Source organism: Streptantibioticus silvisoli, assembly GCF_027947535.2.
GTDB classification, from domain to species: Bacteria; Actinomycetota; Actinomycetes; order Streptomycetales; family Streptomycetaceae; genus Streptantibioticus_C; species Streptantibioticus_C silvisoli.
Map to the genome: position 1 here is coordinate 1 of NZ_JAAGKO020000004.1, position 15,618 is coordinate 15,618.

The 15,618-nt window shown below is 72.3% G+C and carries 12 protein-coding genes; 2 read left to right on the plus strand and 10 right to left on the minus strand.

The features are described from left to right. Window positions 1–391 precede the first annotated feature (391 nt). Window positions 392–1,009, plus strand: coding sequence for a GNAT family N-acetyltransferase (locus POF43_RS04080; protein WP_271315131.1), 618 nt, complete (start codon window positions 392–394; stop codon window positions 1,007–1,009). A 122-nt stretch (window positions 1,010–1,131) separates the two neighbouring features. On the opposite strand, the gene trxA is transcribed toward POF43_RS04080, so the two are convergent. The 7 genes from trxA to POF43_RS04115 all read right to left on the minus strand — a co-directional run bounded on the left by trxA (window position 1,132) and on the right by POF43_RS04115 (window position 11,075). Then, complete coding sequence (trxA, locus tag POF43_RS04085; RefSeq protein ID WP_271315130.1) at window positions 1,132–1,461, minus strand: thioredoxin; 330 nt, start codon at window positions 1,459–1,461, stop codon at window positions 1,132–1,134. Window positions 1,462–1,503: 42 nt separating this feature from the next. After that, on the minus strand, window positions 1,504–2,487 hold the full coding sequence (gene trxB / locus POF43_RS04090; RefSeq protein WP_271315129.1) for a thioredoxin-disulfide reductase: 984 nt from the start codon (window positions 2,485–2,487) through the stop codon (window positions 1,504–1,506). A 225-nt stretch (window positions 2,488–2,712) separates the two neighbouring features. Next, window positions 2,713–3,669, minus strand: coding sequence for an anti-sigma factor family protein (locus tag POF43_RS04095; protein ID WP_271323821.1), 957 nt, complete (start codon window positions 3,667–3,669; stop codon window positions 2,713–2,715). Further along, the gene (gene sigM, locus POF43_RS04100; RefSeq protein WP_271323822.1) at window positions 3,666–4,352 is read right to left on the minus strand and encodes an RNA polymerase sigma factor SigM; all 687 of its coding nucleotides are present in this window, start codon (window positions 4,350–4,352) and stop codon (window positions 3,666–3,668) included. Before sigM ends, POF43_RS04095 begins: the two co-directional genes overlap by 4 nt. Window positions 4,353–4,379: 27 nt before the next feature. Beyond that, a complete protein-coding gene (locus POF43_RS04105; protein ID WP_271323823.1) occupies window positions 4,380–6,092 on the minus strand; it encodes a protein kinase family protein in 1,713 nt (570 codons plus the stop codon). Between the two features lie 125 nt (window positions 6,093–6,217). Then, window positions 6,218–8,476, minus strand: a complete 2,259-nt coding sequence (murJ, locus tag POF43_RS04110) for a murein biosynthesis integral membrane protein MurJ (protein ID WP_282698736.1) — start codon at window positions 8,474–8,476, stop codon at window positions 6,218–6,220. Window positions 8,477–8,519: 43 nt separating this feature from the next. After that, window positions 8,520–11,075 (minus strand): DUF6049 family protein, encoded by a 2,556-nt coding sequence (locus POF43_RS04115; RefSeq protein ID WP_271313142.1) that lies wholly within the window; start codon window positions 11,073–11,075, stop codon window positions 8,520–8,522. A 156-nt stretch (window positions 11,076–11,231) separates the two neighbouring features. On the opposite strand from POF43_RS04115, the gene POF43_RS04120 reads away from it, so the two are divergent. Continuing rightward, on the plus strand, window positions 11,232–12,725 hold the full coding sequence (locus POF43_RS04120) for a CCA tRNA nucleotidyltransferase (RefSeq protein WP_372515817.1): 1,494 nt from the start codon (window positions 11,232–11,234) through the stop codon (window positions 12,723–12,725). A gap of 96 nt (window positions 12,726–12,821) precedes the next feature. Here POF43_RS04120 and POF43_RS04125 read toward each other — a convergent pair whose 3' ends face one another. From POF43_RS04125 to POF43_RS04135, 3 genes are all read right to left on the minus strand, one after another. After that, complete coding sequence (locus POF43_RS04125) at window positions 12,822–13,505, minus strand: hypothetical protein (protein WP_271324949.1); 684 nt, start codon at window positions 13,503–13,505, stop codon at window positions 12,822–12,824. Between the two features lie 74 nt (window positions 13,506–13,579). Further along, on the minus strand, window positions 13,580–14,164 hold the full coding sequence (locus POF43_RS04130) for an LppU/SCO3897 family protein (RefSeq protein ID WP_282704407.1): 585 nt from the start codon (window positions 14,162–14,164) through the stop codon (window positions 13,580–13,582). 121 nt (window positions 14,165–14,285) lie between these two features. Then, entirely contained in the window at window positions 14,286–15,581 is a 1,296-nt protein-coding gene (locus tag POF43_RS04135) for an MFS transporter (RefSeq protein ID WP_271313139.1), read from the minus strand. Window positions 15,582–15,618: the final 37 nt, after the last annotated feature.

A 15,618-nucleotide genomic window follows, 5' to 3' on the forward strand; every position in this document is an offset into this window, starting at 1 on the left:
TCGGCGCGATCGGGCCGGGCGTGGGCCGGGTGCTGGCGCGCCCGCTGGCCGTGGTGGAGCCGGTGGCGGGCGACGACCCCGCGTGCGCTGAACCGCGGCGCCGCAGGGCGTCGTACCCGGCGGGCCGCGTCCTTCAGGACGCGGCCCGCCGTCGTGTCGGCGGTCGCCCACCGCGGACCGGGGCCCGGTTACGATGCGATGGACTGGACACGGCACATCCATGGTGAGGGGCAGCCCATGAGATCGGTGCGATACGAAGGCGCCGCACACCAGGCACATCCGGCGGCATGGCCGGCCGGCGCTCCTGTCGCGGGACCGGCGTTCCGCCTGGCGCGATGCCCGTCGAGGAGGCGCTGCGTGTGCGCCGCGCCCGGATCGGAGTCCTGACCGCATGGGCCGCCGACTCGTACCGCTGACGCTGGACAACCTCCCGGATCTGCCGAAGGGCTGCCGTTCCTGCGTCTTCTGGGAACTGGACCCGGTGAGTGGGCAGGCCGCCGTGCGGGCGGGCAAGCCGGAGCTGGAGAAGGAGGCGTGGATCTCCGCCGTGCTGCTGGAGTGGGGTTCCTGCGGCCGGGTGGTCTACGTCGACGACGTGGCCGCCGGCTTCGTGCTCTACGCGCCGCCCGCCTACGTCCCGCGCTCCACCGCCTTCCCCACGAGCCCGGTCTCCCCGGACGCCGTGCAGTTGATGACCTCGCGGGTGCTGCCCGGATTCCAGGGGCAGGGGCTGGGCAGGGTGCTGGTGCAGACGGTCGCCAAGGACCTGGTGCGGCGCGGCTTCAAGGCCATCGAGGCGTTCGGCGACGCGCAGTGGGAGGAACCCGGTTGCGTGCTGCCCGCCGACCACCTGACGTCGGTGGGCTTCAAGACGGTGCGGCCGCACCCGCGGTATCCCCGGCTGCGACTGGACCTGCGGTCGACGCTGTCGTGGAAGGAGGACGTCGAGATGGCGCTGGACCGGCTGCTCGGCGCGGTGCAGAAGGAGCCGGCCCTGCGCCCGTTGTGATGCGCCGTCGACGCCTTCCGGACGAGGCGCGGACGATGTTTCACGTGAAACATGACGGCTGAGAACGCGAGGAGGGGCACCCGCCGGGTGCCCCTCCTCGCGTTCCGCGCGCTGCGGTTCGGTCAGCCGATGAAGGCTTCCAGGTCGCGCTGGAGCGCGGCCTTCGGCTTCGCGCCGACGATGGTCTTGACGACCTCGCCGCCCTGGTAGACGTTCAGGGTCGGGATCGACATGACACCGTACTTGGCCGCGGTGTCGGGGTTCTGGTCGATGTTGAGCTTGACGATCGTCAGCGACTCACCGTGTTCCGCCGCGATGGCCTCCAGCGAGGGGGCGATCTGACGGCACGGACCGCACCACTCGGCCCAGAAGTCGACCAGGACGGGCTTGTCGCTCTTGAGGACCTCTTCTTCGAAGGTCGCGTCGGTCACGTGCTTGACGGCACCGGCCATGGTGGATGTCTCCTCAGGTGGTAGCTCGGTGGGTGTTGGGGGTCAGACGGCCGCGGCGGTCGTCGACTTCTCCGGCTCGGCGGTGTGCTCGGCGTCGCTGAGCGCCGCGAGGTACCGCTCGGCGTCCAGGGCGGCGGAGCAACCGGTGCCGGCCGCGGTGATCGCCTGACGGTAGGTGTGGTCCACCACGTCACCGGCGGCGAAGACACCGGTGAGGTTGGTGTGGGTGCCGGGGGCCTGGACGGTGAGGTAGCCCTCGTCGTCGGTCGCCAGCTGCCCCTTGAACAGTTCGGTGCGCGGGTCGTGGCCGATCGCGATGAACAGTCCGGTCACCGGCAGCTCGGAGGTCTCGCCGGACTTCACGTTGCGCAGCGTCAGCCCGGACAGCTTGGCGTCGCCGTGCACGGTGACGATCTCGCTGTCCCACAGGAAGGAGATCTTCGGGTCGGCGATCGCCCGGTCCTGCATCGCCTTGGAGGCCCGCAGGGTGTCCCGGCGGTGGACGATGGTGACCGACTTGGCGAAGCGCGACAGGAAGGTCGCCTCCTCCATGGCGGTGTCACCGCCGCCGATCACGGCGATGTCCTGGTCCTTGAAGAAGAACCCGTCACAGGTGGCGCACCACGAGACCCCGCGGCCGGAGAGCGCGTCCTCGTTCGGCAGCCCGAGCTTGCGGTGCTGGGAGCCGGTGGTGACGATGACGGCCTTGGCCCGGTGGACGGTGCCGGCCGAGTCGGTGACCGTCTTGATGTCGCCGGTGAGGTCGACCTCGACGATGTCGTCGGGGATCAGCTCGGCACCGAAGCGCTCGGCCTGGGCCCGCATGTTGTCCATGAGGTCCGGGCCCATGATGCCGTCGCTGAAACCGGGGAAGTTCTCCACCTCGGTCGTGTTCATCAGCGCGCCACCGGCCGTCACGGCACCCTCGAAGACGAGGGGGTTCAGGGAGGCCCGGGCGGTGTAGAGCGCAGCGGTGTAGCCCGCCGGTCCGGACCCGATGACGATCACGTTACGGACATCGCTCACGGCTTGTCTTCCTCGTCTCTGGCGACTGCTGGGGGAAACGTGCGGGGACGTCTCATCCCGCCTAACGGATACTACGGGGCGCGCATTCCCGTACCGCGGAACGTGCCTCCGGCCCCGCGGCCGGGCCGCCGCACACTGCCGGCTCCCGGCGGGGACGGCGGGTCCGCCGCCGGCGGGGCGGGTGGGCGCCTGACCGGTACCGTCCGCGGACCGCTCCGGGGCCCGTCAGCCGCGGGGGTAGGTGTGCTGGGCCAGCACGGTGCCGACGGCGCCGGAGGAGGCGCCCGGGGCCGCGCAGGAGGCGTCGACCACGTAGGCGTCGACCTGCGCACGGGGGTCGGAGGGATGCGGCAGCACGACCAGGTAGGAGGTGCGGCCGTCGTAGGTGCCCCGCGACGCGGCGACCGGCGCGCTGCCGGAGTGGCCAGTGGCCTTCAGGACGCAGGCGGGCACCGCGGGCGTCCTGCTGGCGAACGGGGAGTTCTCCCCACCGGTGGCCGCGTTGGGCCGGGCCTGGGGTGTGGTGCCGCCGAGCAGCTCGTGGACCTTGGCGGGCAGGGCGACCCCGGAGAAGGTGCCGGCGGCCGTCGTGCGCGTTCCTGCGGCGGACGGACCGTCGCTGGCGCCGGTGTTCAGCTCATGGGCCAGCAGTCCGCCCAGGCCGAGCACCGCGACGCCGGTGGCGGCGGTGAGGACCCGCCAGCGGCGGCGGGCGCCACGGGACGTCCGGCCGGGACCGCTCGCTCCGCCGGCCCGTCCGGCGGGCCGGTCCGGGGCCGGCGATGTTTCACGTGAAACATGCGAGCCGCCGGCGTCCGTCCCGGCCGGTGCGGCCACACCGCGCGGCCCGTGGGAGGTACCGGTGGCCGACGTCGCGGCGTGGTTGCCCGCGGTGTCCAGGGTGGACGTGGCGCTGCTGTCCGGCGTGGTGGCGTCGATGAGGGCTTCGGCGGCCAGGGCGGCGTCGATGCGCCGGGCGACCTCCTCCGGCATCCGCGGCGGCCCGGGCAGGGTGCCCAGCAGGCCGCGTATCTCGGCGAGCGAGTCGCGCACGTCGGCGCACAGGACGCAGTGGTCGAGGTGGCTGCGCACCTCGGTGGTGCGCTCGGGCGGGAGCAGGCCCTCGGTGAAGGCGGAGATCTCGGCGACCTCGGGGTGATCGTCCGTGCCAGCGGTCGTCACTGCTGTCCACCTCCGCCCTTCACAGCGCTCGTCGGATCGTTCGCCGATGCCTCTGGGACGGATGCGGCCTCCGAGCGGTTCCGTCCGCCGGTCCGGGCGGTGCCCCGGGAGGTCACTCTCAGGTGGTCCAGAAGGGGCAGCAGCCGGGCCCGGCCCCGGGCGCATCTGCTCTTGATGGTGCCGGGCGCCACGTCGAGGATCTCGGCGGCCTCCGCCACCGGATACGCCTGCATGTCGACCAGGACGAGCGCGGCCCGCTGGTCGGCCGGCAGGCAGGCGAGGGCGTCCATCACCTCGCGGTGCAGCTCCCCCCGCTCGGTCGGCAGGTCGGCGGCCTCGTGCGGCTCCAGGAGGGTGTCGAGCCGTTCGGTGTCCGGCACCGGGGAGGTCCGCCGGGAGGACGCCTTGCGGGCCCGGTCCAGGCAGGCGTTCACCGTGATCCGGTGCAGCCACGTGGTGACCGCCGACTGTCCCCGGAAGGTGTGGGCGGCGCGGAACGCGGAGACCAAGGCGTCCTGGACGGCGTCGGCGGCCTCCTCCGGATCACCCAGTGTGCGGACCGCGACCGCCCACAGGCGGTCGCGGTGCCGGCGGACGAGTTCTCCGAAGGCGTCCGGATCACCCGCGACGTGCCGGGCGAGCAATTCGTGGTCGTCGGCCGCCTCACGCGGACCCTCACCCAACGTTCCGCCCCCTCCTGCGCAGGTGGCTCAGCCGGTGAAAGCCACTTCCGTGATGGCCTGCTTGTAGCCCGCCTGACTGTACGCGTCCGCGGGCGCGTAGGGCAGGGCCGTCAACCAGACCACGACATACCGGGTCTTGACCGGGTGGGTCACCGAGAGCTTGACCGATTTACCGGTGGTGATGCCCGTGCCGAGCTTCCGCAACCCTGTGGGCAGTACCGACGACGACAGGGAGTCCGCCGCGTAGAGGGTGGCGGTGGTGTGGTCGCCGCCGAAGAGCAGACCGACCGACGCGCTGCTCACCGCCTGCGCGGAACCGAGGTCGTAGACGATGCCGACACCCGGTTTGACACTCGTGATGGACGGCCCGTCCTGGAAGGAGTGGGTACGCCAGTAGGTGCCGGTGTTCCCGTCGTAGGTGAGCTTCGCCTCGTTCAGGTGCTCGGGGTTCCCGTAGGGCGCGTACTCCTGGGCGTCGACGATGCGCAGGGGCTTGTGCGAGACGACCGGCGACCCGCCGCTGCCCTTCTCGCTGTGCGCCGGTGCCGGATTGCCGCCGTGATTGAGCAGCGCGTCGGCGACCTGCCAGCTGCCCAGGCCGAGCGCCGCGATCAGCAGTGCGGCGACACCCCACTTCAGCACCTTGCCGGTACGGCCGGGCAGGGCCGGCGGGGGCGAGACGACGACCGGGGCCGGCCGCGGGACCGCCTGCGGCACCGGACGGGCCGGCGGCTGGCGGTAGGCGGTGTGCGCGAACGTGGGCGCCTGCGCCTCCGGGGGGCGGATCCGCGGCAGCGCGGCCACCGCCTTGGCCAGCTCCTCCGGCGTGGTGCACGGCGACTCGTGCCGGGACGGGGTGGCCCCCTCGTTGACCAGGGCGCGCAGGGCGACCTCGGACAGCCCGCGGTGCACCCCCGCCCGCACCTGGTCCGGGGCAACCACGGTGAGGTCCTTGGGCAGTCCGACGAGTCCGTAGGCGTCCTCGTGGTACGGCCAGCGGGCGGTGAGCGCTGCGTAGAGCAGGGCGCCGATCGCCTCGGTGTCGGTGCGCTTGGGCCGGTCGGTCGACACGCCGCGCAGCGCCGCGTCGACGGCCAGGCCGCGGATCCGGAACTGGCCCGACTCCGAGCGCAGCACCGCGTCCGGGGTCAGCCGCAGGTGGGCCAGCCCCTCGCGGTGCGCGCTGGCCATCGCCTGGGAGACCTGGCTGACCATCTGGTAGGCGTCATGGGGCTGCAGCGGTCCGGCCGCCAGCAACGCCGTCAGCTCGGTGGCGTCCGGCAGCCACTCGTGGACGACGTAGACGAGGTCGTTCTCCTCGACGGCGTCCAGCACCTGCACGAACCGCGGATCACCCAGCAGGGCGGCCGACCGGGCCGCGGACAGCACGCCACGAGCCCGGGGATGGTCGGCGGGCAGCAGGTCGACGCCCACCGCCCGGCGCAGTTTCTCGTCGACCGCGCGCCAGCTGCTGAAGCCGTCCAGCCGGGTGACGCACTCCTCCAGACGGTAGCGCCGGGCCAGCTTGTGGCCGCTGTGCAACTCGGGTGGCTCCGGATTGGGCACAGGTCTGGTCGCCGCGTCGTCGGCGGTGTCGTCCTCACGCACCGTGTCGGATGCGTCCGCGTCCCGCTTCTGGCCCTTGGCCCCGTCGTCCGTGGCTTCGTCCGCTGTCGCGGCGAGCGGCGGTTCGCCGCTCTCCTTGGCCACGTCGACGGCAGCCGTGCTGCGCTCCGCCACCGTCGTTCTGCCTCCCCATCCGTGTGCACGATGCGTTTCAGGTCTTCGCGCCAAGGACAATTGTGCCCACAGTCCGCCGTCGTGCACGACACGCGACGGCGCAGGATGGTTGCCCCCGGCGTCCGCTACCGGCCGAGACGGCCGCGGACCATGCCGACCATGGCGGTCATCTCCTCGATCCGCATACGCCGTGCCGCCAGGTAGAACACGGCCAGCAGGACGATGCCGCCGCCGACCACCGCGGCCAGCGAGCCGGTGAAGCCGTCGCCCAGCACTCCGGTGATGCCGTAGGCCACCGCACCGCCGAGCAGGGCGGCCGGCAGGCTGGCGCCGATCAGCCGGGCGTAGGTGCGCACCACGTGCGGGCCGTCCAGGTCGCCGCCCAGGCGCTTGCGCAGCCGCCGCACGGCCACCCCGACGCCGACGATGTACGCCAGGCCGTAGGAGCCGGCCATGCCGACGACCGCCCAGCGGGCCGGCAGCACGGCGAAGCAGATCCCGGAGGCGGCCGCGTTGACGACGGCGACGATCACCGTGTTGTAGAACGGCGTGCGGGTGTCCTCGTAGGCGTAGAACCCGCGCAGCACCACGTACTGGATGGAGTACGGGATCAGGCCGAGGCCGAAGGCCATCAGGACGTAGCCGATGTTGTGGGCGCCCGCCTCGCCGGCGCTGGAGTACATCATCGTGGCCAGCGGAACGCCCAGGGCGAGGAACGCGAAGGCGGCCGGCACGATCGCGACGGCCGAGGTCCGCAGGCCGTACGACAGGTCGTCGCGGACGGCGGCCGCGTCGCCGTCGGCTGCCGCGCGCGAGATGCGGGGCAGGACGGCGGTCATGACCGAGACGGTGATGATGGCCTGCGGCATCTGCCACAGCAGCAGCGCGTAGTTGTAGGCGGTGATGCCGGTGCCGGGGTGGCCCTGCTTGCTGGCCACCGCGCCGGCCCAGGTGGCCAGCTGGATGACGACGGTCATGCCGACCTGGTTGGCCAGCACGAACAGGAACGTCCACTTGGCCAGCTTGGCCGCGTGGCCCAGCCCGTGGCCGCGCCAGTCGAAGCGCGGGCGGATGCGCAGCCCGGACTCCCGCAGGTACGGGATCATCGACAGCGCCTGCACGGTCAGGCCCAGCAGGGTGGCGATGCCCAGCAGCCGGACGCCCTCGGGGGAGATGGTGGCGGCGTCCACGTTGGAGTGGCGGGCGGTGCCGAAGACCCAGATGTAGGCGCCGAAGCCGGCGATGACCACGATGTTGTTCAGGACCGGGGTCCACATCATCGCGCCGAAGCGGCCGCGGGCGTTGAGGATCTGGCCCAGCACCACGTGCACGCCCATGAAGAACATGGTGGGCAGGCAGTAGCGGGTGAAGGACACGGTCACGGCCATGCTCGCCGGGTCCGAGGCGATCTTCGGCGACATCAGCCGGACCAGCACCGGGGCACCCACCACCATGACGGTGGTGACCGCGGCCAGGCCGACGACGACCAGGGTCAGCAGCCGGTTGGCGTAGGCCTCGCCGCCGTCCTCGTCGTCCTTCATCGCGCGCACCAGCTGCGGGATGAACACCGCGTTGAGCGCGCCGCCGCCGACCAGGATGTAGATCATGGTCGGCAGGGTGTTGGCGACCTGGTAGCTGTCGTTGAGGGTGGACACGCCGATGGCGCCGCCGATGACCAGGGTGCGCAGGAAGCCGGTGAGCCGGGAGACCAGGGTGCCGGCGGCCATCACGGCGCTGGACTTCATCAGGCTGGCGGCCCGGCCGCCGCCAGAGGAGGCGGGGGCCGGCTCCGGCTCGGGTTCGTCCGGGGCGTCGGTGAAGTCCGGGAAGGCGTAGCCCTGTTCGGGGCCGATGCCGGCGTCGCGCTGGTCGCGGAAGAGCGGGGCCGTGGCGTCGACCGTCGGTCCGGCGGCCGGGTCCTGCTCCGCGGGGCCGCCGGGGCCCGGGGCGGTGGGCGCCCAGGGGTTCCCGCCGCCCTGCCCGGGGGCACCTTGCGCAGGGCCGGCCGGGGTCTGCTGGTAGGGGCGGTCGCCGTAGGGCTGCGTGCCGTACGGCGGCGGAGGCTGCCGTCCGTAGGGCGCGGCGGGCTGGACCGGCTGCTGGGACTGCTGCGGGGCGCCGTAGGGCTGAGGGGCCTGCTGCGGTCCGCCGTAGGGCTGGGCGGGCTGCTGCGGCTGGTGGTAGGACCAGGGCTGGTCGCTGTGCGGTGCGGCGTGGTCGTACGGATCGCCGGCGTACGGGGACTCGGCGTAGGGCGATTCGGTCCGGGGGTACGCCGGTGGAGCGGGCGCGGCGGGGCGGGGCTCTGGCGGGGGCGAACCCGCAGCAGTGTCGTCGTCGTACGACGCTGCCCGGTCACGCTCCCCGTCGTACGGCGCGTTCATCACTGCCCCACCTTATGGTCCGTGATCCAGAACCGGTTCCTGGCTATCGCTCCACCTTCTCACCCGGGGCCGGAGGCTCCGCGCCTTCGGCCGAGGTGTCCTGCGCCGGGTCACCCGGCTGCCCGGGAACGGTCGGGGCGGCCGGCCGGGCGCCGCTGTCCTCGCCGTCGCGGGCAGCGGGGACGCAAGGAGCGGCGGGCTCCTCGCCCTCCGCGCCGGCCCGCCCGTCAGCTGGGACGCCGGTGTCCGCGCTGTCGGTTTCAGCCGCGTCCGACGCGTTCGCCGGAACCGGGTCGTCCTGGGGGGCCGGGGCGTCCTCCGCCGGGCCGGCCACGGTGTCCTGACCGGCCTCGTCCGCGGTGCCGTCCGCCTCCGCCACGGCCTCCTCGCCGGCCTCGTCCGGGTCGGCCCCGGCCAGCAGGGCGTTGCGCTTGCGCTGGTGGTACATGCGGATACCGGCCAGCACGAGCAGCAGCAGGCCGACCGCGATCACCAGCATGACGGTGTCGGTGATGGAGGTGACGTTCACCTGGAACTGCATGGGGCGGCCGTAGGGGGTGCCGTCCTTGGTGTAGAGCTGGGCGGTCACCTGCGCCTTGCCGTTGGCCCGGGCGGTGGTCTGGAACCGCAGCGAGCGGCTGTGCCCGCCGTCGATGTCGACCGTCTGGGCGAGGCCGGGGTTGAGGCGGTTGGACTGGTTGGACACCAGCCGCAGCTCCAGGCCGGAGACCTGCTGGTTGAGGCTGTTCTGCACGGTCACCGGGATCGTCGCGCTGCGGCCGGACAGCGTGATCGACTCCTTCTTGATGATGTGCACGTCGCCCGTCAGATCGCTCAGGTACGCCGCGATGTCGTCGCGGAACGAGCCGGCCGGCCCGCGGTCGCCACGCCATTCGGTGGACATCGAGCTGAGTATGGCGTTGCCGAACGGGGTGACGACCCGGTCCTTGCGGCTGAGGACGTCCAGGAAGCTGTTGAGGGAGTCCTGCACCGACTGGATCTGCCGGAAGGCGGCGGTGCTGATCTCCTGGCGCCGCAGTGACCGGGGGTAGGAGTGGGCGCTGGGCACGGACCGGTCGGCGCCGGAGTCGGCGGCCGCGGTGGCGGCGTCGCCCAGCGGGATCGCCTTGGTCCAGCCGCCGGCGGTGGCGTCGTGGATGGCCTCCGCCATCGCCTGGGCCTGGGTCGCGCTGGGCATCCGCTGCGGGGCGACCACGATGCTGCGCTGGAGCTGCGGCTGCTGGTCGCGGATCGCCATGGACTGGGCCAGGAACCGCTGGATCGCGGTGGTGGACTGCGCGGCGGTGGAGATGGCGCCGGAGAACGCGGTGGACAGCGCGGCGTCGGCCACGATCGCCGTGTCGCCGCCGCCGATCGGCCGCTCCGCGGTCGGGGTGTAGGGCAGCCGGCCGTTCTCGGCGAGGCTGTCGCTGCGGGCGATGATCTCGTCGGCGCCCCCGGCTGCGGCGGTGGACACCACGGACTGGTCCACGGCGCCGTCGACCGGCCAGGCGAAGTCGGTGCGCGGGACGACGCCCAGGATGGTCTGGACGGTGGTGGTGGCCATCTCGGTGGCCGACTGGAGGTGCGCGATCGTGCCGGGGACGTTCTTGCCGTTGTGCGCGATCGAGGCGATGTCGGGGTCACCGAACGGCAGGGCCACCACCTGGGTGCCGCTCTGCACCGCGGTCTGGAGCTCGTTCAGCCACTGCCGGGCGTACTGGGTGCCGGTTCCGTTGACCGTCCTGGTGGTGTTCCCCTGGTGGACGACGACCTTGTACGGCTTGGTCATGGCGTCGACGGAGGCGAGCAGGTCGGGGTCGATGACCCAGGTGACCGGGAGCTTGCGGCCCAGGGTGACCAGCTGCTCCAGCCGGCCGCCCGGTGCCAGCTCGGCGGCGAGGTCGTCGTCGCGGAACAGCGGCGCTTCCTCGTCGTCGCCGCCGGGGGTGCGGATGTCCATGTGCGGCCGGTCGATCAGCGGCCACAGGTAGGTCGTGTCGAGCTTCTTGCCGCTGTCCGGCCCGTTCCACGGCAGGTAGGTGCGGTCGATGCCGACCACGTGCCCGAAGTCGGCGGCCTTCGTGCTGCCCGAGGCGCTGACCCCCAGCGCGTAGACGCCGGTGGCGGTCAGGCCCAGCGATTTCACCGGCATGTCGAGGGTGAAGGGACGGCTCACATGGGGGGCGATGGACGGCAGCCCGGCGGTGTGGCCGGGCACCTCGGCGCCGTCGGTGTAGTCGTTGAAGTTGCCGGTCGCCGGTGTGGTGCCGATGTCGCTGCGGCTGCCCAGCGGTCCGTCCGGGGCGACGTGCACCCCGACGTGACCACCGGTGATGGTCTCGGAACTGTCGTTGGTGACCGTTCCGGTGATCTTCAGCGTGCCGCCCTTGCCGGCCACGGCCGGCGTCATGGAGTCGATCGCGACCGTGGCGGCGCTGGAGCCGCTGGGGGACGCGGACGCCGGTGCGGGCGCGGCCGTGGCCGCGGGCAGGCGTACGACGCCGGTCAGCACGACTGCGCCCGCGAAGGTCGCTGCGGCGCGCCGCAGCCACACATGGGCATGAGTCGTTCCGGGGTGCTGTGCCGCCTCGCCCACGCGCTCGTCCGCCCGTTTCTCTGATCGCCATCGGATGTGCGTCCTGGCATGGTAACGATGGCTGCTGGGTACCCGTGCTGCGGAGTGGCTTCAAGATCGTCCCGGCGACACACGCCGGAGGCGCCGGAACGGGCGGTACACGTATTCTGTTCTGTTGTGCCGAACGCCAACGATGACCACGACTCCACGCCGCCCCCGCGACAAGGGCCGACCACGCGACCGACCGAGCTCAGTGAGGCGCAGCGCGGCGCGGTGGGCGGTCTGCTGCGGCTGACGCCGGTGGCGGACGATCTCGCCGAGCGCTTCCAGCGGGCCGGCTTCCAGCTCGCGCTGGTCGGCGGCTCGGTCCGGGACGCCCTGCTCGGCCGGCTCGGGAACGACCTGGACTTCACCACCGACGCCCGGCCCGAGCAGGTGCTCAAACTGGTACGCGGCTGGGCGGACGCGGTCTGGGAGGTCGGCATCGCGTTCGGCACCGTGGGATGCCGCAAGGCCGACGCGGACGGCAACTCGTTCCTCATCGAGGTGACGACCTACCGCTCGGAGGCGTACGACCGCACCTCGCGCAAGCCGGAGGTGTCCTACGGCGACACCATCGAGGAGGACCTGGTGCGCCGGGACTTCACGGTGAACGCGATGGCGGTGGCGCTGCCCGGGCCGCGGTTCATCGACCCGTACGGCGGCCTGGAGGACCTGTCGAAGCAGGTGCTGCGGACGCCGGGGACACCCCAGGCGTCGTTCTCCGACGATCCGCTGCGGATGATGCGGGCGGCGCGGTTCGCCGCCCAGCTGGACTTCGACGTGGCGCCCGAGGTGGTGGCCGCGATGACGCAGATGTCCGACCGGATCGAGATCGTCTCGGCCGAGCGGGTGCGCGACGAGTTCAACAAGCTCGTCCTCGGCGATCACCCCCGCAAGGGCCTGGAGCTGCTGGTGTCGACCGGTCTGGCGGCCCGGGTGCTGCCCGAGCTGCCGGCGCTGCGCCTGGAGCGGGACGAGCACTTCCGGCACAAGGACGTCTACGAGCACACGCTGACGGTGCTGGAACAGGCGATGGACCTGGAGACCGCGGGCCCGGACCTGGTGCTGCGGCTGGCGGCGCTGCTGCACGACATCGGCAAGCCGCGCACCCGCAAGGCGGAGCCGGAGGGCCGGGTCTCGTTCCACCACCACGAGGTGGTCGGCGCGAAGATGACCAAGGCCCGGATGACCAAGCTGAAGTACCCCAACGACATGGTCAAGGACGTCTCGCGGCTGGTGGAGCTGCACCTGCGCTTCCACGGCTACGGCAGCGGGGAGTGGACGGACTCGGCCGTGCGCCGGTACGTGCGGGACGCCGGACCGCTGCTGGAGCGGCTGCACAAGCTGACCCGGTCCGACTGCACGACGCGCAACAAGCGCAAGGCCACCGCGCTGGCCCGTACCTACGACTCGCTGGAGGAGCGCATCGGCCAGCTCCAGGAGCAGGAGGAACTGGACGCCATCCGGCCCGACCTCGACGGCAACCAGATCATGGAGGTCCTCGGGGTGCCGGCCGGCCCGGTCATCGGCAACGCCTACCAGCACCTGCTGGAACTGCGGCTGGAGAACGGACCGATGGCGTACGACGACGCGGTGGCCGCGCTCAAGCAGTGGTGGGCGGCCCGGTAGGGCGATGTCCGAAAGGGGCGATGTTTCACGTGAAACACCATGTTTCACGTGAAACATCGCCCCTTCGTCATATCCGGGCGATGCGGTCTCCGGAAGTCAGTTGCTTGCCAGGACGGCGATCATCACCACGAAGAGCACGAACAGCGGTGCCAGCAGCCCGAGTGCTCCGGGTCGCAGGAAGATCGGCTTGCCGGGGTCGGACGGCGGGCGGAAGCCGCCCTGCGCCGGGGGCAGCTTGTTGAACTTCGAGCGCGGGGACAGGTTGTACAGCAGCGTGAACGGTGTGATGAGGAAGGACAGGTAGCCCCACCAGCCCTGCCACATCGTGCGCGTGGACATCTGCCGGTGCACCGCGATGCCGCAGTCGCGGCAGAACGGGCCCTTCAGCGACAGGAAGCGCATCACGACCAGCATCCCCTGGTGGCCGCGGACCGTGGCCTCGACCGCCGGGAAGCCGCCGCAGAAGCGGCAGACGGTGCCCATCGGTTGCTGCTGCTGGCCCCACTGGGCGGCGTACGGGTTCTGCCCGGCGCCGTACGGCGGCTGGCCGTAGGGCGGCGGGGCGTAGGCCTGCGGTGGGTAGTCGTTCGGCGGGTAGCCCTGTGGTGCCGGCTGTGCGTACTGCGCGGGCGTGGGCGGCCCGTACGGTCCGGGCTGCTGCGGGGCGTAGTTCGGGGCGAGCGGCGGAGCCGGGACCATGCCGGGTGCGGCCTGCTGCTGCGGAATCTGGGCGCCGGGTGGTCCCCCGTAGGGAGCGGACCCGTACGGCGGCTGGGTCATGACGTGTCCTCGATGCCGAAAGTGGGGCGATGTTTCACGTGAAACATCGCCCCACTTCGCGTGGTGTGCGGGTGCTACTTGTTTGCGGCCAGGCAGAGAACGAAGGAGCTGCCGTTCTCCGTCTCGTAGAAGTCGTTGGTGGCGCCGGTGACGTTCTCGCAGGCGGTCTGGCCGTCGGAGGTGCCGGAGACCTTCTTGAGGACCTTGTACTGGGCCTTGGCGTCACCGCAGTCGACCTGCTTGAGCGTCGGGTCGCTGTCGGAACCCGTGTTCTGCACGCAGTCCCCGGCCTTGACGGTCTGCGAGTCGTCGGTGTTGAGGACGGCCACGACGATGCCGACGATGATCACGACGACCAGGATGCCCAGCCGGAGGAAGAGCTTGCCGCGCTTCTTCGGCGCCGGCGCGGGGGTCGGGTAGCCGCCCTGCGGGAATCCGCCCTGCGGGTAGCCGGGCTGCGGGAACCCCGGCTGCGACTGCTGCGGGAAGCCCGGCTGCGGCGGCGGCGGCGGGGTCGGGTAGCCGCCCGGCTGCTGCGGCGGCGGGGTGGGGTAGCCGCCCGGCTGCTGGGGCTGCTGCGGGAACCCGTAGCCGCCCTGCGGCGGTTGCTGCGGCTGCTGGTACGGGTTCGGTCCCTGCGGCGGCGGCGGAGTGGACACGGTGGATTCCCCCTGCTGAAACTCATCGGCCTGGCTGGCCTGAAACGAATGCTGTGTACGTTAGCCGTTCGGTATGACAGGCCAGCAACCCGGAATCCGGACTGTGGCCTTCACGTGACACTTACGCCCGGTCAAATGCCGACGTAAGCCCGCGCATCGCCCGAACCATGCCCGCGGCCGCCAGCGCGTAGAGCACCGCGATCATGAGGATGAGCGCCGGTGAACGCCCGTCCGGCGGGAGCATGGCGGCGGCGACCGCGGCCGAGCCGACGAAGGCGACGTTGAACAGCACGTCGTACAGGGAGAACACCCGGCCGCGGAAGGCGTCGTCGACCGAGGTCTGCACCACCGTGTCGGTGGCGATCTTGGCGCCCTGGGTGGTCACCCCCAGCACGAAGGCCGCCGCCAGCACCGGCGCCGGGGTCAACGGCAGCCCCAGCGCGGGTTCCAGGACGGCGGAGGCGGCGGCGCACACGGTGATCCAGCCCGCGGTGCCGAAGCGCCCGGTGCCGTACGGGGTGATGAGCGCGGCGAGGAAGAACCCGGCGCCGGAGACGGCGAGCGCGACGCCCAGCAGTGCCAGGCCCCCGGAGGCGTCCGGCGAACCGGCCCAGGCGTACCGGCACAGCAGGACCAGCATGACCGTCAGCGCGCCGTAGCAGAACCGCAGGACGGTCATCGCGGCCAGCGCGTGCACCGCGGCCCGGCGGCCGGCCAGGTGCCGCAGGCCGTCGGCCAGGCCGCGCGCGGTGCCGGCCAGCGCCGCGCCGAACCGGGGCTGGAGCACCCCGGGGTCCGGGCCGAGGCGGCCGGGCGCCATGGTGCGCGCCGACAGCCCGGCGCACAGGTACAGCACGGCGCCGACCCCCACCACCACGGCGTCCGGGCCGTAACCGGCGCCCAGCCCCAGCCGGACCAGGAAGCCCACGCCGCCGCCCGCCGTGGCCGCGATGGTGCCGGCCGTGGGCGACAGCGAGTTGGCGACGACCAGCCGTTCGCCGTCGACGACCCGGGGGAGCGCGGCCGACAGGCCGGACAGCACGAAGCGGTTGACCGCGGTGACCGACAGGGCGGACAGGTAGAACAGCGAGTCCGGCACCCGGGCCAGGATCAGCAGCGCGGTGCCGGCCGCGAAGACCGCGCGCAGCAGGTTGCAGTACAGCAGCACCTGGCGGCGCCGCCAGCGGTCCAGCAGCACGCCGGTGAACGGCCCGAGCAGCGAGTAGGGCAGCAGCAGGACGGCCATCGCCGCGGCGATGCTCGCCGCCGACGCCTGCTTTTCGGGGGTGAAGACCACGTAGGTGGCCAGGGCGACCTGGTAGACGCCGTCCGACAGCTGGGACAGCAGGCGCACCACGAGCAGCCGCCGGAAGTCGGCGAACCGCAGCAGTACGCGGAGGTCTGCGGTGACGGCCATGCGCACAGCCTCACACACGCGTGGGGCTCCCGGGCGC